This window comes from Ulvibacterium sp., from assembly GCF_965248315.1.
In the GTDB taxonomy this organism is placed as follows: Bacteria; Bacteroidota; Bacteroidia; order Flavobacteriales; family Flavobacteriaceae; genus Ulvibacterium.
Window position 1 is genome coordinate 1,660,665 of sequence record NZ_CBDFIX010000002.1, and the last position, 20,712, is coordinate 1,681,376.

Here is a 20,712-nt window from a genome sequence, read left to right on the forward strand (position 1 = left end):
AGCGGAACGATATGGATTGGTGAACTTAATTTGCTCCAACTAATCGAGAGTTTATGTGAAACTTTATAAGAACTAATCTATTTCGAGGGCTTATGCCTCTCTGTGAAAACCAAAGCCCCTTAAAAACTCGTACATAGGATATGGTCATAAATTTCCCCAATAGTACCGAACTCCTTCAAAGTGCTGAAAACCAGGGTTTGTATAATAAATTGGTATCTCAACTGGAAAAGGATTTTGGTTTGGCCAATGTTCCTGTAGATTTTTCACTGGATGTTGAACCTACGGACCTACAGGCCACACTCCATGAAAAAGTCTATTTTCTTATTCTTGAAAAATTTGCGGACTATCTTAATCTATTGTATATTGTAGACGTACCCGAAAAAGCTTTTAAGGAAATCCAGGTGACCGATGCGGTAGAAGTCGCGGAACAGGTCTCGTTCCTCATCCTAAAAAGGGAGTTACAAAAGGTGTTGCTAAAGGCAAAGTATGGTTAGCAAGTCAAGTGTCGGCTAAAAACCCATCTTTACCTTAGTGTCTCTAAAATTCGCAGAGGACACCGTTCAAGATTACCTGCTCTACCGTTTTCATAGCTTCTAGATTTTCAAGTGGATTTTCACGGAGCAAAATCAAATCGGCAATTTTTCCTTTTTCAATACTGCCCAAACGGGAATCTATTCTAAAAAATCGTGCATTCTCCAGGGTAGCTGCAACAATAGTCTGCATAGTACTAAGTCCGGCCTCATGTAATAGCTCCATTTCGCGGTAAAAAGCATCGCCAGTATCCGAATAGGGTACCCAGGTATGGGAGCCTACCACTACCTTTGCGCCCGCCTTATGGGCCTTGCCTACAAATTTGAGCATATTCTTAAAACCGTTGACCGCAACGCTGTCGCCTCTGTCCGACTGCCGTTCAAAAACGGCCAAAGTGGGACTTACAAAGGTTTTGCGTTTTACCAATAGTTGAATCAAGGTATCCGCTAACGGATTGTTGTCCATATCTAACTTGTTCCATACTTCATATCTCCCCGATCTTCGGGCTGCGTTGTCCGCCATAACCGTGTTTTTGTAGATTTCGGCTTCTTCCAATGGAAGCAAGGCCGTACCAAATGAGGTCACATGCTCTACCCCATCCAAGCCGGCCTTTATGGCATCCACGGCATGAGTAATTTCCAAATGGGCGGTAACCGGAATTCCTCTTTTGTGGGCCTCGTCGCATATAGCGGCTATCATTTCTGTAGAAAGGCGAAAATAGGCCTTGATGGCTGTAGCACCCTCATCGGCAAAACGGTTTACCGCAATCCGACCTTCCTTGGCGTCTTGAATTAAATAGGAGTTTTCGGGATAGGCCGGCGGATAAACATCAATATGCGGGCCTGTCAAAAACAATCGCGGAATAGGTTTTCCGGAATTTCGGGCGGAATTATAGGAGGCATTCCAGGCACCGGGATCCCGTACGGAAGTCACCCCTTTTTTTAGAAAAAGGGTAGACATTTCGGCATTTTCTCCCCCATGAAAATGGGCATCGATAAGACCTGGAAGCAAGGTTTTTCCTTTGGCATCTATAACTACGGCATCATCTTGGATTTCTTGTTCGTCTACTTTGCCGACAAAATCGATTGTATCATTTTGTATAATGACCAGGGAATTCTCTACCGGAGGTGCCCCCGTACCATCGATTAAAGTGGCACCGACAATGGCAATGGTTGCTTCACCCCTAGGAATTTCATTGGCGTTCAGGGCATGGATGGTATGGGTAATGATTTCTTTTTGGACAGGGGTCTGTTTGGTTTCCCCTTTGTTTTTACAAGAAAAAAGGAGAACAACTAAAAGTATGGCGATTATGTTTGTTTTCATAGAAATTTGATTTTTGATTTGCATGCTAATCCTGTAAGATCTAAAAAAATACCCGTACAAAGGGCATCCAGGCGTTGGCATAAATGCTTTTTTCATCATCGTACAGCACATCGTAACGGATACCCAAAGTAAAATTACGATCCGTATAACCGATACCCAAAAATAGGGCAGGGGACCAGTAATTGTCCTCCAACCGAAAGGTACCGTCATCAAACTCCCTGTTGATACGTAACTGCTCCAATTCGGCGGACAATTGAAGGAATGGAATGGGATTGTAAAGTGAAAGTATGCTCCCGCCATAGGCCAACAGTTTGTCGTCATTAAATTTGGCGTAATTAAAGTTGAGGCTCAGTCCACTCGCGAATTGATCGTTGAATTGGTAAATGCCACTTGGGGAAATGGACCCGTTAAATCCGCCATTGGTAAAGCCCAGACCCACACCGCCTCCAAAACGGACCCGATTCCAGAAATTACTTCGGTTCATGGGATTTTGTGCAAAAAGAGTGTTACAGGTGAGCACACAAAAAAGAACAACAAAAGACTTGAGGAAGAATTTGGCCATAATCCCTTAATTTTCTATGATTACCTAATCTAAGATACACCTAGATATCGTAAATGTTGTATTTTTGAACATATTTTATTCTGATTTCAGAGAAACCTTTTATGGATAAGTATTCCTTCTTAAATACAGCACACACCACTTTTTTTGCCGAACTCTACGATAAGTACCTGCAGCACCCAGATAGTGTGGAGCCCAGTTGGCGGGCCTTTTTCCAAGGCTTTGATTTTGGGATGGAAAGTGCCCTAGACGAGCTGGACATTTCTGCCCAAAATGGAACGGTTACTCATGCCAACGGGGAAGCCGTGGCCATGCCGGAATCGCTTCAAAAAGAATTTCAGGTAGTTCGTTTGATCAACGGGTACCGTAGCCGAGGCCATTTGTTTACCAAGACCAATCCCGTAAGAGAACGTAGAAAATATGAACCTACGCTGGACATCGAGAACTTTGGGCTCTCCCAGAGCGATATGGATATCGAGTTCAATGCCGGCGAGATCATCGGTATCCAAAGAAAGACTTTACGTGAGATTTTAGGCCATCTCCAACGGATCTATTGCGATGCCATTGGTGTGGAATATATGTATATCCGAAAGCCGGACAGGGTCGATTGGATACAGGATTGGATCAACGTCAACGACAATCATCCGAAATTCGATGTAGACCAGAAGAAGCATATTCTCAAAAAATTAAATCAGGCCGTAGCTTTCGAATCCTTTTTACATACCAAGTATGTAGGGCAAAAACGCTTTTCATTGGAAGGTAATGAGACCTTGATTCCCGCTCTGGATGCCATAGTGGAAAGAGCGGCGGGATTAGGTGTTGAGCAATTTGTTATGGGCATGGCACATAGAGGCCGTTTGAACGTATTGACCAATATTTTTGGAAAATCGGCCAAGGATATTTTTAGCGAGTTCGATGGAAAGGATTATGAACAGGAAATTTTTGATGGGGATGTAAAATACCACCTTGGGTGGACCTCACAACGGAAATCGGATAATGGCAATCGCATCAATATGAATATTGCGCCCAACCCTTCCCATCTGGAGACGGTTGGTGCCGTGGTGGAAGGGATTTCCAGGGCCAAACAGGACACTCATTTTCCGGATGACTTTTCAAAAGTATTGCCCATCGTGGTACATGGCGATGCGGCAATCTCAGGGCAGGGTATAGCCTATGAGGTGGTACAGATGGCCCAATTGGACGGTTATAAGACCGGTGGTACCATTCATATGGTAGTCAACAACCAAATTGGGTTTACCACTAACTATCTGGACGGTAGATCCTCTACCTATTGTACCGATGTGGGCAAGGTGACCTTAAGTCCTATTCTTCATGTAAATGCCGATGATGCGGAGGCTGTTGTACATGCCGCCTTATTTGCGTTGGAATATCGCATGCAGTTTAAACGCGATGTTTTCCTGGATCTTTTGGGGTACCGAAAATACGGGCATAACGAGGGCGATGAACCGCGCTTTACGCAACCCAAGCTCTATAAAATGATCGCTAAGCATAAAAACCCCAGGGACATCTATGCCGAGCGATTGCTTTCGGAAGGAGTTATCCAGGAAGGCCATGTAAAAGCATTGGAAAAGGAGTACAAAAGCTCCCTGGAAGAAGAACTGGAGGACTCCCGAAAAGAAGACAAAACGGAGATTACCCCTTTTATGGCGGACGAATGGAAAGGGTTTGAAAACGTCCGGGAATGGGAGATGATGGATCCGGTAGATACCACCTTTAATCCGGAAAAATTAACTGAAATCGCCAAGGTCATCACGGAATTGCCGGAGGGTAAAAAATTCCTTCGAAAGGTAGAGCGATTGGTCGCTGATCGCAAAAAAATGTTTTTTGAGAACAATAGACTGGATTGGGCCATGGGCGAACTTTTGGCTTATGGTACACTTTTGGAAGAGGGTTTCGGAGTACGTATGTCCGGTCAGGATGTGGAGCGGGGCACCTTCTCTCACCGCCATGCCGTTATGAAGGTAGAGGAAAGTGAGGAAGAAGTGCTATTGCTCAATCGTATTTCGGACAAACAAGGTAGGTTCCAGATATACAATTCCCTTTTATCCGAATATGGTGTAGTGGGGTTCGACTATGGCTATGCCATGGCAAGCCCGAATACCCTAACCATCTGGGAGGCCCAATTTGGGGATTTCAGCAACGGGGCACAGATTATGATTGATCAGTATATCTCCGCTGCCGAGGACAAATGGAAGCTGCAGAACGGACTTGTGATGTTGCTGCCACACGGTTATGAAGGTCAGGGGGCCGAACACTCCTCTGCCCGGATGGAGCGGTACCTGCAATTGTGTGCCCGAGACAATATGTATGTTGCCGACGTGACCACACCGGCGCAGATGTTCCATATTTTGAGGCGACAAATGAAGGTGAAATTTAGAAAACCCTTGATTATTTTTACACCCAAGAGCTTATTGCGCCATCCCAAGGCGGTATCTACTATTGAGGAATTGGCATCAGGGAATTTTCAAGAGGTAATCGATGATGCTTCGGCTGATGTAGGGAAGGTAAAAAGTGTGGTCTTTTGTACGGGGAAATTTTATTACGACCTGTTGGCCGAAAAGGAAAATAAAGACCGCACGGATGTGGCCTTGGTACGTGTTGAGCAATTGTTTCCCTTGCCCGTTGAGCAAATGAAGGGGATCATCAAAAAATACGAAAAAGCGGATGACTGGGTCTGGGCACAGGAGGAACCTAGAAATATGGGTGCTTGGAGCCATTTAATGATGCATTTTTCGGAGGCGGACAAGCTTAGGGTCGCTTCTCGTCGCTTTTACGCCTCCCCGGCGGCGGGCAGTGCTGTTCGTTCAAGGATGCGGCACCAGCAAGTAATTGATTATGTTTTTGATAAAACAAAGGACAATATGACCCGTCCCAAGAGCAAAACCGAAGCACAATAATGAAAGGAATCCTATGTGCCTTGGTATTTGTTGTAGGCATAAATTTTTCATATTCACAAGAGGAACTGGGTAATTATGCCGTGGCATCATCGCAATTTATGGCCTTGTACAACAATGCGGATTATGAGGGTATTTTCAACCTTTTTGATGCCGATATGAAGAAGGCACTTCCGCGCGAACGGACCCTTCGGTTTTTTACGCAGAATGTCAACAATCTTATGGGGAACATCCAGTCCATGCAATTCTTTGGATTTAAAAGGGGGGCACATCTATATCGGACCATTTTTGATAATGCCGTAGCGGATGTGTTGATTTCGTTGAACACCAAAAACGAAATTAGTGGGTTGTATATTTCCCCGTCCAAACCTTTGGATTTTCCCGTTTTGGAGCGAAATACCACCCCAATGATCCTGCCGTTTAAAGAAGAGTGGTTTGTGTTTTGGGGAGGGACTACCTTGGAACAAAACTTTCATTTAAGGGAGATAAGCCAACAATATGCCTATGACCTGATGATGGTGGCCGATGGAAGCTCCTATATAGGTGATTCAAAAAGTAATGAAAGTTATTTGGTGTTCGGCAAGGAAATAATTGCACCCTGTGATGCAAGGGTGGCCAAGGTAATTACCGGGGTGCCGGATAATATTCCAGGGGAAACCAATCCAGACCAACTTACCGGAAATACGATAGTTCTGGAGACGCCGATCGGCGAATATTTGCTATTCGCACATTTAAAAAAGGGCTCTATTTTGGTAGAGGAGGGAGCGGACGTGCTACAGGGAGAACCTCTTGCACAGTGTGGCAACTCCGGGAATTCCACAGAACCCCATCTACATTTGAGCCTTCAGAATGATGTGGAAATGTTTAACTCCACGGGAGCCCGGTTATATTTTGATCGGATTTTGGTGAATGGCGAAGTCAGGGAGGATTACCTTCCCATCAAAGAAGATTTTATACAAAATATAAACTAAATTAGCACATCAAAAAAGAGCAGAATGATTCTAGAAATGAAAGTTCCTTCTCCAGGGGAATCGATAACCGAAGTGGAAATTGCGGAATGGTTGGTAGAAGATGGTGATTATGTAGAAAAGGACCAAGCTATAGCCGAAGTAGATTCGGACAAGGCCACTTTGGAATTACCAGCGGAAGAAAGTGGTACGATTACCCTTAAGGCCGAAGTAGGTGATGCCGTAGCCGTGGGCGAGGTAGTCTGTTTGATCGACACAGATGCCCCTAAGCCTGAGGGAGCGAAAGCCGTTGAGGAATCCGTAAAGGACACTTCCAAAAAAGAGAATGCTCAAGAAAAACCGGATTCCGAAAGCGCTACGCAAGCTGCCAAGACCTATGCTACGGGCACTCCAAGCCCTGCAGCCAAAAAGATTCTGGACGAAAAAGGCATACCCGAGGCTAGTGTTAAGGGTACGGGCAGGGATGGCCGGATTACCAAGGAGGATGCCGTCAATGCTGTACCTGCCATGGGGACCCCAACGGGAGGTAACCGGGGCGAAACCCGGTCCAAACTTTCCATGTTACGTCGAAAAGTGGCTGAAAGACTGGTTTCCGCCAAAAATGAGACGGCTATGTTGACCACCTTCAATGAGGTGGACATGACCCCTATTTTTGAGTTAAGGAAAAAGTACAAGGAGGATTTTAAGGAAAAGCATGGTGTAAGTCTGGGCTTTATGTCCTTTTTTACCAAGGCATGTGTACGGGCCTTAGAAATGTTCCCGGCGGTAAATTCCATGATAGATGGTAAGGAAATGATTTCCTATGACTTTTGTGACATCAGTATTGCGGTTTCCGGTCCTAAGGGGTTGATGGTTCCTGTAATACGCAATGCCGAAAACCTGACCTTTAGGGGCGTTGAAGCAGAAGTAAAACGATTGGCCATACGCGCTCGGGAAGGGGAGATTACCGTTGATGAAATGACTGGAGGTACTTTTACCATAACTAATGGTGGTGTGTTCGGTTCTATGTTATCCACCCCAATAATCAATCCACCGCAAAGTGCTATTCTAGGAATGCACAACATTGTGGAACGACCCATTGTACGGGATGGTGCCATCGCTATTGCTCCCGTCATGTACGTGGCACTTTCTTATGATCACCGAATCATTGACGGTAAGGAATCGGTAGGCTTTCTGGTAGCCGTGAAGGAAGCCTTGGAAAACCCCGAAGAATTATTGATGGAGAATAATGTAGAGCGGGCATTGGAGATGTAATGTGATGTCTTGGAAAAGGGGCGGGCAGGTAGCGATAGGATTATTGTTTCCGTTTTAGATAAACGCAGCTTTTGTTGTAATCTATAATCGCTTTTGCTTTTTTAAGGATATCGGCACCAATAATTCCATCTACAGGTAGCGCTTTATGCGTAATCAAGGCTTCGTTTACATGAACCAGATCAAACAAAACGATTTTTAGTTTCTTTTTCTTCCAATCACCGATTTCAATCTTGTTTTTGGTAGAGATTAGGGTTTCCATGTTGGTAGCCCCGGCTCCGGCCGCCTTGATCTTGGACTCCTTGGAAGTCAATTTAAAAAACTCGATTTTATCAAACCCCACACAGGTGTTGGAAGCTCCGGTATCCAGAATAAACCGCCCTACCACCCCATTGATTTTGGCCGAAATCTCAAAATGATTGGTATCGGTCAAAACTAAGGGAACTTGGATATAGCTCTTTTTGTCCAGGAATTTTTTGAGGGATGTCATTGCCGCTTTTTGACAAAGATAAACCTATTTTTGCCATATGATTTTAACCGATACACACACCCATCTTTATAGCGAGGCTTTTGACGAGGATAGGGATAGGGTTATTCAAAATGCCTTGGATAAGGGCATTGAACGTTTCTTTATTCCTGCAATCGATTCTACCTATACCCAGGCTATGTTGGATTTGGAGCGTGCCTATCCCGAAAACATTTTTTTGATGGCCGGGCTTCATCCCACCCATGTAAATGAGAATTATGAAAAGGAATTGCAGCATGTTGGGGAGCAATTGGCCAAACGCAAATTTTACGCAGTTGGGGAAATTGGAATTGATCTGTACTGGGACAGGACCTTTTTAAGGCAACAACAGGAGGCTTTTCGTCATCAGATCCGATGGGCCAAAAAGTACGGATTACCCATTGTAATTCATTGCCGGGAATCCTTTGATGAAATATTTGAAATCCTGGAAAGTGAAAAAGGCGATGACCTGTTTGGGATTTTTCATTGCTTTACCGGGAATTTGGAACAGGCAAAAACCGCCATATCCTATAATATGAAACTGGGTATTGGGGGGGTTGTTACTTTTAAAAATGGAAAAATTGATAGGTTCCTGGATCAAATCGATTTGGAACACATCGTCCTGGAGACGGATGCTCCTTATTTGGCCCCGGTTCCCTATCGTGGCAAACGTAACGAAAGTGCATATCTTATGAATGTGTTGGAAAAATTGTCCGACGTTTATGGCATATCCAAAACGGAGATAGCCAGGATTACAACTGAAAATTCAAAAGAGGTTTTCGGCATTTAATATTGGATATTTAAATACTTTAATTTAAATCTGTTGAAGTTGGATTTGAAAAATAAGACCCACATATTACTTATCTATACCGGAGGGACTATTGGAATGGTAAAGGATTACGAATCCGGCGCATTAAAAGCCTTTGATTTTGATAAAATGTCCAAGCATATTCCGGAATTGGCGCAGTTGGATTGTAGTATAGATTCTGTGTCCTTTGATAAGCCGATTGATTCGTCCAATATGAATCCGGACCACTGGGCAAAAATTGCGACGCTGATCGAGGAAAACTATGAGGACCATGATGGTTTTGTGGTGTTGCATGGCAGCGACACCATGAGCTACACGGCATCGGCCTTGAGCTTTATGTTGGAAAATCTGGCCAAACCCGTCATTTTTACCGGATCTCAATTGCCTATTGGAGATTTGCGGACCGATGCCAAAGAGAACCTGATTACTTCTATACAAATAGCGGCTTTGCAAAAAAAAGGGAAACCGGTTATCCAGGAGGTGGGACTTTATTTTGAATACAAATTGTATCGTGGTAACAGGACTACCAAGATAAACGCGGAGCATTTTCAGGCTTTCACTTCATTGAACCATCCGCCATTGGCCGAGTCCGGCGTGCATCTAAGAGTGTTTAATGAATATCTAATGCAAAGAAAAAATGTGAAGCGGTTTTTGGTGCATAAGAAGTTGGATGCCAATGTTGTGATCCTAAAACTTTTCCCGGGACTTAATCGGGCAGTGGTCCAAAGTGTATTGGGAACCCCCAATCTTAAGGCATTGGTATTGGAGACTTACGGTGCCGGTAACGCACCTACGGATCATTGGTTGTTAGAGGATTTGGGAAAGGCCATGAAAAATGGACTGCATATTGTTAATGTTACCCAATGCTCTGGCGGTAGCGTAATTCTGGGGCAGTATAAAACAAGTGAGCAACTTAAGGAACTACAGATCATTAATGGAAAGGATATTACTACAGAGGCCGCTATTACCAAGTTAATGTATCTTTTGGGAAGCGGTGTTTCGCATAAATTGTTCAAGACCGTCTTTGAAACTTCACTTCGCGGGGAAATGCAATAAAAATAGTGTGCTAAATTTTATTAACTAAGTTTTTTTTTGTTATTTGCCCACCCCTGAAAAGGGAGTACTAGAGAGGTGGCCGAGTGGTCGAAGGCGCACGCCTGGAAAGTGTGTATACACCAAAAGTGTATCGAGGGTTCGAATCCCTTCCTCTCTGCGAAGACAGAAAGGTTTTTGTGCGAAATATTTTGAACCAAGATTGTCCGGGAATCCAATTTCGAAGATAATCGAAGTTTTAAATGAAATTACTTCAAATAGAGTCCTTTTTGAATTCCCCTGATAATTGTTAAGGGACATGGGCTAATCTTTGATAAACCCTATCCCCTTTGCGATTAAGTTTTACTTTTTTTATTGCGATTTTTTTTTATCTTTAACCCTATTAACTAACTAATTTAAGTTTGAAAAAATGAAAAGATTATTCTCTATCCTAGCTCTAGCTGGGTTATTTGTTCTAAGTACAAATACAGTAAGTGCAAAAGCTACTGCGGCTACGATGGTGTCCAACCTATCCAGCACTGTAGCTGCAACAGCGGTTATACTTCAAGATGAGGCCCCGGCGGAAGCACGAGGTTTTACTCAAGTATTAAAGACTCAATTTATACAGGGAGGTGCCGGCTTCATGGGTATCGTTCTTTTGTGTTTAATATTGGGATTGGCTGTTGCCATAGAAAGGATAATCTATCTTAATATGGCCAGCACCAATACCACCAAACTCAAGCAACAGGTTGAAGATGCTTTGGCATCAGGTGGAGTAGAAGCTGCAAAAGAGGTTTGTAGAAATACCAAAGGACCCGTAGCGTCCATATACTATCAAGGATTGGATAGGGCCGGTGAGAGCATTGAATCCGCTGAAAAAGCAGTAGTTGCCTATGGTGGTGTGCAAATGGGACAATTGGAAAAGAACGTTTCCTGGTTGTCTCTCTTTATTGCCATTGCACCCATGCTTGGTTTCATGGGTACGGTAATAGGTATGATCCAAGCCTTCCAGAAAATTAGTGCGGTAGGTAACTTGAGCGCCTCGCTTATTGCAGGTGATATCCAGGTGGCACTTTTAACTACGGTATTTGGTCTTATTACGGCTATTATATTACAAATTTTCTACAACTATATCATTGCAAAAATCGACAGTATTGTTAATGACATGGAAGACTCCTCAATCTCTTTGATTGATATGTTGGTGGACCACAAAAAATAAGTCGGATAATTTAAAATAGTGTCATGCATAAAATATTAAAAATAGTTCTCATAGTTGTAGGCGTCCTTTCTGCAATATTATGGTACTTTCTGCCGCCAAAGGACATGCCGGCAGCTGAAGCCGCCCAAAGTGGTGCCATGAACGGTATGTTCTGGATTACCTACCTGCTTTTGGCAATCGCAGTGATATTTGCTTTATTGTTTACCCTCAAAAACTTATTCTCCAACCCTAAAGGACTAAAGAAAACCTTGTTCGTTATTGGAGGGTTTTTGTTGGTAGTGGTAATTTCCTATGTTTTGTCCAGTGGAACGGATGTAAGTATTGAGGAAATGGCCAATAGGGGGGTAGCCACTTCAGAGAGCACCATTAAGAAAATTGGAATGGGACTTAACGTATTTTTTATACTTACCGCGGTCGCCATAGTATTGATGGTTCTACCGGGTCTGAAGAAATTATTTAGTAAATAATAAAATTTTATAACTATGGCTAGAAGAGCAGGAGCACCAGAGGTAAATGCAGGATCCATGGCCGATATAGCTTTCTTGTTGCTTATCTTTTTCTTGGTAACCACTACCATAGAAACGGATGCAGGTTTGGATCGTATGTTGCCGCCCATTGAACCACCCGATACCGATGTGGTCATAAAGCAGAAGAATATATTTCAAGTCAATATTAACAAGAACGGCCAACTCTTGGCAGATGAAGAGCTTATAGACCTGAAGGATCTTAGGACGAAAGCGATGGATTTCTTGGATAATGGTGGTGATGGTACTTGTAGTTATTGTAAAGGGAGAAAGAATGCCGAGTCCTCCGATAATCCTTCAAAAGCTATTATTTCTTTGAAGAACGATCGGGAAACCAAATACGGAACCTACATTACCGTACAGAATGAATTGGTAGGTGCCTATAACGATTTGCGTAACCGTGAGTCACAGCGTTTGTTCGGCAGAGACTTTACGGATATGGAAGCTGAGTATTTAAATCCTGAAACGTCTTCAAGCCTTAAAGATGAACTTAAGGAGAAGGTGAAAAGCATTCAAGATTTGTTTCCACAGAAACTTTCAGAGGCAGAGACCTCAACAAGTAATTAATAAAAGCTTAAAAAGTCTGATATGTCAAAATTTGCAAAGAAAAAAGACGGGGATGTTCCTGCGGTGTCCACGGCATCGTTACCGGATATTGTTTTTATGCTTTTATTCTTTTTCATGACCGTAACGGTCATGAAGGATAGTACATTAAAGGTTGAGAACACATTGCCAAATGCTAGTGAAACAAAAAAATTGGAAAAAAAGGACAGGGTAATTTATATCTATGTAGGTAAACCTACCTCTCAATACGAAAAAGTTTATGGCTCTGAACCGCAAATCCAGTTGAACGATAAGTTTGCCGGTCCATCCGAAGTCGGAGACTACATATTACAGGAAAGAGCTAAGAAGGCGCAGGAGCTTCAGAATGTTTTGACCACTGCCTTAAAGGTTGATAAGAATGCCAATATGGGACTTATCTCGGACATAAAGCAAGAGTTGAGAAAGGTGAATGCCCTTAAGGTAAATTATACTACATATGAAGGAGATGCCTTCATGAATCTGAATAGGTAGTATATTACAGATTTTATTTTTGAAACGCCTTTACTGTTCCTAGTGAGGCGTTTTTTATTTTCTTAATTTAGTGTTGCTATAATAATCCAATTAATTAGAAACTATAATTGGGCCACATATAAAATCTTTACTGAGCTGATACCGACAATTTCTATCCGTCTAAAGTGGGTCTTAAAACTTATGAGATGCTTAGTTCTTTTCTATATTTTTTTTGGGTTTTTAGTTTCGTGCTACGCTCAAGTGGATCAGGACACTTTTGCGGGGAACACAGACTATCTTGAAGACCAGTTTTATATCGGAATCACCTATAACTTTTTATTGAAAAAACCGGTTGATGTTAGTCAGCGTAATCTGTCCTATGGGCTACAAGCTGGTTTCATAAAGGATATTCCCGTCAATGCGGATAGGACCGTTGCCTTAGGTATAGGTATTGGCTACAATGTAAATTCCTACTATTCTAACTTAAGGGCAATGGAATCCGGTGATGATGTGGTCTATGATATTCTTGATGGCGATACGGATTTTAAAAGGAATAAGGTAGAAACCCATTTGATAGAAGTGCCATTGGAGTTTCGATGGCGTAATTCCACAGCTGCCAGTTATAAATTTTGGAGAGTATATACCGGGTTAAGGTTCGGATATGTGGTGGGAGGCAGATCTAAGTTTGTGTCGGATTCAGTGGATTTTTCCTTTTACAATGATGATATCAGACAATTTCAATATGGACTCACTTTTAATTTTGGGTACAATACTTTTAATATTCACCTATATTATGCCCTTAACGACTTGTTCAATGACAATGTTCTTGTTAACGGCACCGAAATCTCCATGAGACCTTTACGCATAGGTCTCATCTTTTACATTTTATAGATTTTCCCGTATTACGGTTTTTCATATTGTTTTAATGTAGTGGCAAAAGGTCTATGGCATGAATGTTGTGGATTAATGGGTAGTGTCTGGCCTTTTACTTTTTGAACAGACCATTCATTTTCTTCCCCAATGATCTTTGTTACTTTCCGAATGATATGGTTTAATTTTTTTATGAACCAAAGCCATGTATTATGTCCAAAAGAGAGGAAGTACCTAAAGTGAATGCCGGGTCTATGGCCGACATCGCATTTCTACTATTGATTTTTTTCTTGGTAACCACAACCATAGAAACAGATGTTGGAATAGATAGGATTATGCCTGCAATGACCGATCCTTTCAAGGGAAAAATATTGGAAAGGAATATATTTCGGATAGAAGTGAACAACAAAAACGAATTGCGAGTTGAAGAAGAACTAGTGGAAATAGAAGACCTTAAGGGCATTGTCATAGATTTTTTGGACAATGGGGGAGCGGCTAGGGAAGCCTTGGATTTTTGTGATTATTGTAAGGGTAATAGGGATGTATCTTCTTCCGATAATCCTTCCAAAGCCATTGTATCACTTAGCTATACGAGGGAAACCGGTTATGGGATGTACATCACCGTTCAAAATGAATTGATAGCGGCATATAACCAATTGCGGAATAGGGAATCCCAACGCCTATTCCAAGTGAGCTATTCAACACTGATGGAACAATATGGGCACCCAGGAACATCATCTGTCGTTAAGAAAAGGCTCAAGGAAAGGATTATGAAAATCCAAAACCTATTTCCTCAAAAAATATCGGAAGTAAAAGTAGAATGAAGAGTTACGATTTCCTTATTAACCACCATTATAAGAAAACAGTGCAAAGGTTATAACCAGAACCTAACCAGTAATAACTGAGAAGTAAAGCCTATGCAAAAACCTATCACAAGCTCAGCTTTGGAATGCGCCTTTAAATAAAGACGTGAACTGGCTACCAAGCCTATGAACACGGTAAGGATACTTAAAGCTAGGGTGATGTTTATTTCAAAATGAATGCTTAAAGCGGTAAGGAACATAAATAGACTTCCCAAGCCCATAAGATGTAAACTACATTTTACCTTAAAAAGTAGCGTGAAGAGTGCGGCAATCGCCGCGACGGTTAATCCTAAGAAGTAATAGTGGATTTCCATTACGAAGTTATTGGGAATAACTTCATAAACAATCATTAAAAGTAAACCAATATGAATAAGAAGGGGGTATCTACGCTCTTTGATGGAAGGCATAAAAATGGAGCGCACTACACCGATATTTCTAAGTATAAGGTAGGAAACAATGGGTATGATTATGGTCAATATAAAAATGGGCAATATATTACCACTCTGCAATTCTAAAGGGCTATATTTTGGGGTTATGATGAAATAGGCAATAGTCCCCGCAAGGGGTATAAACAAAGGATGGGAGATATAGGAGATAGCTCGTAAAAATAGCCCCATTATATTTTTTTTCGTAATCTGGCCACCGATATTCCCAGTTGTTCCCTGTATTTAGCAACCGTTCTTCGCGCAATGGGGTAGCCTTTTTCCTTTAGGATTTTGGCCAATTTATCATCTGTAAGGGGTTTTTTCTTTTCTTCATTCTGTATCACGGTCTCCAAAATCTTTTTGATCTCCTTGGTGGAAACATCTTCGCCCTGTTCATTTTTCATGGATTCGGAAAAATAATCCTTTATCAATTTGGTGCCATAGGGAGTATCTACATATTTGCTATTGGCCACTCTAGAAACGGTAGATACATCCATATCTATTTCATCCGCAATATCCTTTAAAATCATAGGGCGCAAGTTTCGTTCATCACCGGTCAAAAAGTATTCCCTTTGGTACTGCATTATTGCGTTCATTGTGATGTAAAGGGTCTGTTGCCTTTGGCGGATGGCATCGATAAACCACTTGGCAGCATCCAACTTTTGTTTGATGAAGAGTACTGTATCCTTTTGGGATTTGGATTTATTCTTGGAGTCCTTATAGCCTTTTAGCATATTGCTGTATTCCCGGGATACGTGCAGCTCCGGTGCATTTCTGCCGTTTAGGGTAAGCTCTAGTTCTCCGTCTACGATCCGAATGGAAAAATCAGGAACTACATGTTCTACTATTCTATTATTTCCGGAATAGGATCCTCCCGGTTTGGGATTTAACTTTTCAATTTCGGAAATGGCATCCTTAAGCTCTTCCTCGGAAATACCATGCCTTTGTACTAATTTTTTGTAATGCTTTTTGGTAAACTGTTCGAAAGATTTTTCCAATACGGTAATGGCCAGTTCAATACTGGGCGAAGGCTCCTTTCTCTTCAACTGTATGATAAGGCATTCTTCCAACGACCTTGCTGCTACTCCCGGAGGGTCCAATTCCTGTACTATCCCCAATACTTTTTCGATGGTCTTTTCATCCGTATATATATTTTGGGTAAAGGCCAGATCGTCCATAATATCGGAAAGGGGTCTTCGGATATATCCACTTTCATCAACACTGCCCACCAAAAATTCGGCAATGGTCCATTCCTCATCACTTAAATAAACGGTATTAAGTTGATTTAATAGGTATTGGTTAAAAGAAGTCCCTGCCGCATATGGAACGCTTTTTTCGTCATCGTCAACACTATAATTACTGGTTTTGGTACGGTAATCCGGAATTTCATCATCACTTAGATAATCATCAATATTAATATCTTCCGTGTTAATACTGTCATTATCCGTTTCGCTCTCATAGATATCGCCATACTCATCCTCCTGCGTAGCGTTCTCCTCTTTACCACCTTCCAAAGCGGGGTTTTCCTCCAATTCCTGTTTCAAACGCTGCTCAAAGGCCTGGGTAGGCAGTTGTATAAGCTTCATCAGCTGAATCTGCTGCGGGGAAAGCTTTTGTGATAATTTAAACTGTAGGTGCTGTTTGAGCATTAGGGTTAAATTCTACGTACTTTATAAAGTTAAAAAATGAATTCTAAAACTCGGCATTTTGTGGTGTTCTAGGAAAAGGTATGACATCCCTGATATTTCCCATACCCGTGGCAAAAAGCACCAATCTTTCAAAACCAAGACCAAATCCGCTATGTACGGCAGTTCCAAATTTTCGAAGATCTAAGTACCACCAGAGTTCTTTTTCGTCAATATCCAGTGCAGCTATCTTTTCCCTTAACACGTCCAAACGTTCCTCGCGCTGAGATCCCCCAACAATTTCGCCTATTCCTGGAAAAAGGATATCCATGGCCCTTACGGTCTTGCCATCCTCATTAAGGCGCATATAAAAAGCCTTTATGTTGGCAGGATAGTCAAATAGGATTACCGGGCATTTAAAGTGTTTTTCCACTAAATAACGTTCATGTTCACTCTGCAGATCGGCACCCCATTCATCAATGGGGTACTGAAATCTCTTCTTTTTATTAGGTTTGCTGTTGCGTAAAATATCTATGGCCTCCGTATAGGTAACCCGTTTAAAACTATTGTCCGCCACAAATCCGAGTTTTTCCATAAGGGCCATTTCACTTCGCTCGGCTTGTGGTTTGGTCTTCTCCTCGTCCAATAGCCGTTTTTCCAGAAACTGCAGGTCTTCTTTGCAATTTTCCAATATGTAGCGAATAACGGATTTAATGAAGTCCTCTGCCAAATCCATATTGGCATCCAGATCATAAAAAGCCATTTCCGGTTCTATCATCCAGAATTCGGCCAAATGCCTGGAAGTATTGGAGTTCTCCGCCCGAAAAGTTGGCCCGAACGTATATACTTTCCCCAGCCCCATTGCATAGGCTTCCGCTTCCAACTGACCGGATACGGTAAGATTGGTTTCCTTTCCGAAGAAATCTTCCTTAAAGTCTACCTGCCCATTTTCATGCAAAGGCGGATTTTTATCGTCCAAGGTAGTTACACGGAACATTTCTCCAGCTCCTTCAGCATCTGATCCGGTAATAATGGGAGCGTGGAAGTAATAAAAGCCGTTTTCGTTAAAGTATTTATGTATCGCGAAAGCCAAGGCCGAACGGACTCGCATCACCGCTGAAAATGTATTGGTACGAACTCGCAAATGAGCTTTTTCACGAAGAAATTCCAAGGAATGCTTTTTGGGCTGAATGGGATAAGCTTCTGGATCTGCACTTCCGTGTACATAAATCTCCTTTACCTGTATTTCCACATTCTGACCCCTTCCCTGACTTTCAACTAAAATACCTGTAACCCGTAGGGCCGCTCCTGTAGCAATTTGTTTCAACAAATTTTCATCAAACTGTTCAAAGTCCACAACACATTGTATGTTGTTAAGCGTAGATCCATCGTTAAGGGCTATAAAGCGATTACTTCGGAATGTTTTTACCCATCCGTCCACTTGGACTTCCTGCAATGTAGGTGCCATTAAAAGCAGTTCTTTTACACTAGATGATTTCATCATATGTTACATGAAAATTAGAACGGCAAAGATAGCTTTTTTGATTAAAAGGAATTACCGGTTGTGGGGTATAAAAAGGTTTGGTAGGGTGGTATCCCTATGGGTTTTCCACGTTTACCTCTTCTTTGGGAAGGATATCTATTTGTGGTTTTTTCAATACCTCTTTATTGGCTATGCTCCTTTCCAAGGACAACAAGAGGGAAGGCAATAAAATGAGATTGGCCAACATGGCAAAAAGTAAAGTAGCGGAAACCAAGGCACCCAGGGCCACTGTTCCTCCAAAGTTGGAGATAACAAAGACGGAAAAACCGAAAAACAAAACAATGGATGTATAAAACATACTTACCCCTGTTTCCCTAAGCGCTGCATATACGGACTTTTGGATACGCCATTTATTTGCGGTAAGTTCTTGACGATATTTGGCCAGAAAGTGAATGGTATCGTCCACGGAAATACCAAAGGCAATACTAAAGACTAGGATAGTAGAAGGTTTTATGGGAACTCCCACAAAGCCCATGACCCCGGCCGTGATGACCAAGGGAAGCAAATTGGGAATGAGGGATATAACGATCATGCGAAACGAACGGAACAAATAGGCCATGAACAAGGCGATTAAAAAAATGGCAAACGCCAATGAAAGCACTAGATTTTTCACCAAATATTTGGTGCCTTTTAGAAATAGCAGGGCACTTCCGGTCATGTAAACATTGTAACGTTCCGAAGGAAATATTTTTTCGATATTCTCCAATAACCTATCTTCAATTTCCTCCATGCGATCGGTTTTTACATCCTTCATAAAGGTGGTAATCCGCGCCGTCTGTCCCGTGCTATCCACAAAGTTTTTGAGCAAGTCACCGTTGCCAGAGGATTTCCGGGCAACATCCATAATAAAATTATTCTCCTGTGTGGTTGGAAGCTGATAGTATTTGGGAATACCGTTGTAAAAGGCCTGTTTTGAATATTTGACCAGATTAACTATGGAAATGGACTTGGAAAGCTCTGGGATTTCTTCAATGACTCCCCCCAATCGATCTATCCGTTTTAATGTGGCAGGTTTTAGTACGCCTTTGGGCCGTTCGGTATCCACCACAATTTCTACAGGCATAATACCGTCAAACTCACTTTCAAAAAAACGGATATCCTGAAAAAACTCCGCCTTTTTTGGCATATCCTCTATAGGGCTTCCGGAGATTTCAATTTGGTAGATTCCTATGATGCTAATGACCAAAAGGGCAATGGAAACGATGTATACGGCTATTCTATGGTCCCGGACAATGCGTTCCATCCAATTTACAAAGGCATCTATCCATCTTTTGTTCAGATGCTTTAAATGTTTTGTTTTGGGCAAGGACATGAAACTATACACTATGGGAATGATCAGAAGGGAAAGGATAAAGATGCCGATAATGTTTATGGAAGCAACAACACCGAATTCTTTTAACAATTTACTGTCGGTAATGATAAAGGTCGCAAACCCGGATGCCGTGGTCATATTCGTCATTAGGGTAGCATTCCCAATTTTGGAAATTACCCGCTGTAACGAAAGTGCCTGGTTGCCATGCTTTTTTACCTCTTGCTGATATTTGTTGATTAGGAAAATACAATTGGGTACTCCGATAACTATGATTAATGGAGGGATAAGTGCGGTGAGCACGGTTATTTCATATTGGAGTAGGCCAAGAATTCCAAAGGCCCACATTACCCCAATGATAACCACGCACATGGAAATAGTTGTTGCCCTTACACTTCTAAAGAAAAAGAAAAAAATCAGGGAAGTGACGGCCAGTGCTGCAAAAATAAACTTCCCGATTTCGTCTATAATATTCTGTGAGTTCAACGTACGTATGTAGGGCATACCGGATACGTGCACGTTCAAGCCGGTTTCCTCTTCAAAATCGTTGATTAAGTTGGTAAGGTCTTTTAGAATAAAATCTTTCCGTACGGAAGTGTTTACAATATCCTTGTCCAAATTTACTATGGTGCGTATAGTGCTACTTTCCTTATTATAAATGAGCTTGTCGTAAAAGGGTAGATTATTGAAAAGGTATGCGGTAAGACTATCTATTTTGCTTCGGGTATTCAAGGAATCCTTGATAAAGGGTTCCAGCACAAATTCCTGTTTTTCGGAATCGCGCTTAAGCTCTAGAAGATTATCCGTGGAAAGAACAAAGTCCACTTCCGGGAAGGCCTGTAATTGCTTGCTGAGCCGGTTCCATCGGTTAAAATTTTGTGGAGAATATAATGTGCTGTCCTTTACGGCAAATACTACTGCATTGCCCTCTTCACCAAACTGCTCCAAAAAGGATTGGTATTCTTGGTTGATGGGGTGGTCATCGGGGAGCAAATTGGCCTGGGAGCTACTAAAACGCATATGTTCCCACTGTAGGCCCAAAAAAACGGTAAACGCCGCGATCAATACCAATATCAATACCCTATTACGAAGGATGATACGCGCCGTCCTAGCCCAAAAGCCTTGTGTAAGTTTTGCTACCACAGTAGATTTTTACAGAGCGCAAAGATAGGGAATGGCACCGAAGGTTCCTATAGGGTTTTCTAGCAGGCTGATACCTAAGGGTTTCCGAAATCTGTCGCAATAATATAGAAAATATACTATTTTTTATTATATTTGAGAAAATATTAGATGATTCAAAAAGTTTTATGTACCCAATATTTTGAAACCACTCAAAAACTTGTTGATTCAGATACAGTTTTTTTGTAATTGGTAGTAAAACAGAGGAAA

19 protein-coding genes and 1 tRNA gene are annotated in these 20,712 nt (G+C 42.0%); 13 read left to right on the forward strand and 7 right to left on the reverse strand.

Features of this window, described 5'->3' with window-relative positions:
• Positions 1–140: 140 nt before the first annotated feature.
• Positions 141–494 (forward strand): hypothetical protein, encoded by a 354-nt coding sequence (locus ACP2AF_RS08685; protein WP_425235789.1) that lies wholly within the window; start codon positions 141–143, stop codon positions 492–494.
• A 43-nt stretch (positions 495–537) separates the two neighbouring features.
• Here the strand turns inward: ACP2AF_RS08685 and ACP2AF_RS08690 are convergent, their stop codons facing one another.
• Positions 538–1,854, reverse strand: coding sequence for an amidohydrolase family protein (locus tag ACP2AF_RS08690; protein ID WP_425235790.1), 1,317 nt, complete (start codon positions 1,852–1,854; stop codon positions 538–540).
• 40 nt (positions 1,855–1,894) lie between these two features.
• Positions 1,895–2,416 carry an alpha-ketoglutarate decarboxylase gene (locus ACP2AF_RS08695; protein WP_425235791.1) on the reverse strand — a complete coding sequence of 174 codons (522 nt, stop codon included), beginning with the start codon at positions 2,414–2,416 and terminating at the stop codon, positions 1,895–1,897.
• A 101-nt stretch (positions 2,417–2,517) separates the two neighbouring features.
• On the opposite strand from ACP2AF_RS08695, the gene ACP2AF_RS08700 reads away from it, so the two are divergent.
• The 3 genes from ACP2AF_RS08700 to odhB are packed head-to-tail and all read left to right on the forward strand — an operon-like array spanning position 2,518 to position 7,550.
• The gene (locus ACP2AF_RS08700) at positions 2,518–5,331 is read left to right on the forward strand and encodes a 2-oxoglutarate dehydrogenase E1 component (RefSeq protein WP_425235792.1); all 2,814 of its coding nucleotides are present in this window, start codon (positions 2,518–2,520) and stop codon (positions 5,329–5,331) included.
• Positions 5,331–6,299: a DUF3887 domain-containing protein gene (locus ACP2AF_RS08705; RefSeq protein WP_425235793.1), complete on the forward strand. Its 969-nt coding sequence runs from the start codon at positions 5,331–5,333 to the stop codon at positions 6,297–6,299. Before ACP2AF_RS08700 ends, ACP2AF_RS08705 begins: the two co-directional genes overlap by 1 nt.
• 24 nt (positions 6,300–6,323) lie before the next feature.
• Complete coding sequence (odhB, locus tag ACP2AF_RS08710) at positions 6,324–7,550, forward strand: 2-oxoglutarate dehydrogenase complex dihydrolipoyllysine-residue succinyltransferase (RefSeq protein WP_425235794.1); 1,227 nt, start codon at positions 6,324–6,326, stop codon at positions 7,548–7,550.
• 40 nt (positions 7,551–7,590) lie between these two features.
• Here odhB and ACP2AF_RS08715 read toward each other — a convergent pair whose 3' ends face one another.
• Positions 7,591–8,037 carry a retropepsin-like aspartic protease family protein gene (locus tag ACP2AF_RS08715; protein WP_425235795.1) on the reverse strand — a complete coding sequence of 149 codons (447 nt, stop codon included), beginning with the start codon at positions 8,035–8,037 and terminating at the stop codon, positions 7,591–7,593.
• 37 nt (positions 8,038–8,074) lie between these two features.
• Between ACP2AF_RS08715 and ACP2AF_RS08720 the strand changes: the two genes are divergently transcribed.
• From ACP2AF_RS08720 to ACP2AF_RS08760, 9 genes are all read left to right on the forward strand, one after another.
• Entirely contained in the window at positions 8,075–8,842 is a 768-nt protein-coding gene (locus tag ACP2AF_RS08720; protein WP_425235796.1) for a TatD family hydrolase, read from the forward strand.
• Positions 8,843–8,887: 45 nt separating this feature from the next.
• Positions 8,888–9,916 carry an asparaginase gene (locus ACP2AF_RS08725; protein WP_425235797.1) on the forward strand — a complete coding sequence of 343 codons (1,029 nt, stop codon included), beginning with the start codon at positions 8,888–8,890 and terminating at the stop codon, positions 9,914–9,916.
• Between the two features lie 69 nt (positions 9,917–9,985).
• Positions 9,986–10,073: transfer RNA gene (locus ACP2AF_RS08730), tRNA-Ser, on the forward strand.
• Positions 10,074–10,322: 249 nt separating this feature from the next.
• A complete protein-coding gene (locus ACP2AF_RS08735; protein ID WP_425235798.1) occupies positions 10,323–11,111 on the forward strand; it encodes a MotA/TolQ/ExbB proton channel family protein in 789 nt (262 codons plus the stop codon).
• A gap of 23 nt (positions 11,112–11,134) precedes the next feature.
• Positions 11,135–11,578: a hypothetical protein gene (locus ACP2AF_RS08740; RefSeq protein WP_120712270.1), complete on the forward strand. Its 444-nt coding sequence runs from the start codon at positions 11,135–11,137 to the stop codon at positions 11,576–11,578.
• Positions 11,579–11,593: 15 nt separating this feature from the next.
• Positions 11,594–12,202 carry an ExbD/TolR family protein gene (locus tag ACP2AF_RS08745; RefSeq protein WP_425235799.1) on the forward strand — a complete coding sequence of 203 codons (609 nt, stop codon included), beginning with the start codon at positions 11,594–11,596 and terminating at the stop codon, positions 12,200–12,202.
• A gap of 21 nt (positions 12,203–12,223) precedes the next feature.
• On the forward strand, positions 12,224–12,709 hold the full coding sequence (locus tag ACP2AF_RS08750) for an ExbD/TolR family protein (RefSeq protein ID WP_425235800.1): 486 nt from the start codon (positions 12,224–12,226) through the stop codon (positions 12,707–12,709).
• 180 nt (positions 12,710–12,889) lie between these two features.
• The gene (locus ACP2AF_RS08755) at positions 12,890–13,579 is read left to right on the forward strand and encodes a porin family protein (protein WP_425235801.1); all 690 of its coding nucleotides are present in this window, start codon (positions 12,890–12,892) and stop codon (positions 13,577–13,579) included.
• Between the two features lie 191 nt (positions 13,580–13,770).
• Positions 13,771–14,382, forward strand: coding sequence for an ExbD/TolR family protein (locus ACP2AF_RS08760; protein WP_425235802.1), 612 nt, complete (start codon positions 13,771–13,773; stop codon positions 14,380–14,382).
• 50 nt (positions 14,383–14,432) lie between these two features.
• Here ACP2AF_RS08760 and ACP2AF_RS08765 read toward each other — a convergent pair whose 3' ends face one another.
• The 4 genes from ACP2AF_RS08765 to ACP2AF_RS08780 all read right to left on the reverse strand — a co-directional run bounded on the left by ACP2AF_RS08765 (position 14,433) and on the right by ACP2AF_RS08780 (position 20,466).
• On the reverse strand, positions 14,433–15,038 hold the full coding sequence (locus tag ACP2AF_RS08765; protein WP_425235803.1) for a hypothetical protein: 606 nt from the start codon (positions 15,036–15,038) through the stop codon (positions 14,433–14,435).
• Positions 15,038–16,495 (reverse strand): RNA polymerase factor sigma-54, encoded by a 1,458-nt coding sequence (rpoN, locus tag ACP2AF_RS08770; RefSeq protein ID WP_425235804.1) that lies wholly within the window; start codon positions 16,493–16,495, stop codon positions 15,038–15,040. The genes ACP2AF_RS08765 and rpoN overlap by 1 nt, the downstream gene beginning before the upstream one ends.
• A 43-nt stretch (positions 16,496–16,538) precedes the next feature.
• On the reverse strand, positions 16,539–17,972 hold the full coding sequence (asnS, locus tag ACP2AF_RS08775; RefSeq protein ID WP_425238021.1) for an asparagine--tRNA ligase: 1,434 nt from the start codon (positions 17,970–17,972) through the stop codon (positions 16,539–16,541).
• Positions 17,973–18,069: 97 nt separating this feature from the next.
• Positions 18,070–20,466: an efflux RND transporter permease subunit gene (locus tag ACP2AF_RS08780; RefSeq protein ID WP_425235805.1), complete on the reverse strand. Its 2,397-nt coding sequence runs from the start codon at positions 20,464–20,466 to the stop codon at positions 18,070–18,072.
• Positions 20,467–20,712: the final 246 nt, after the last annotated feature.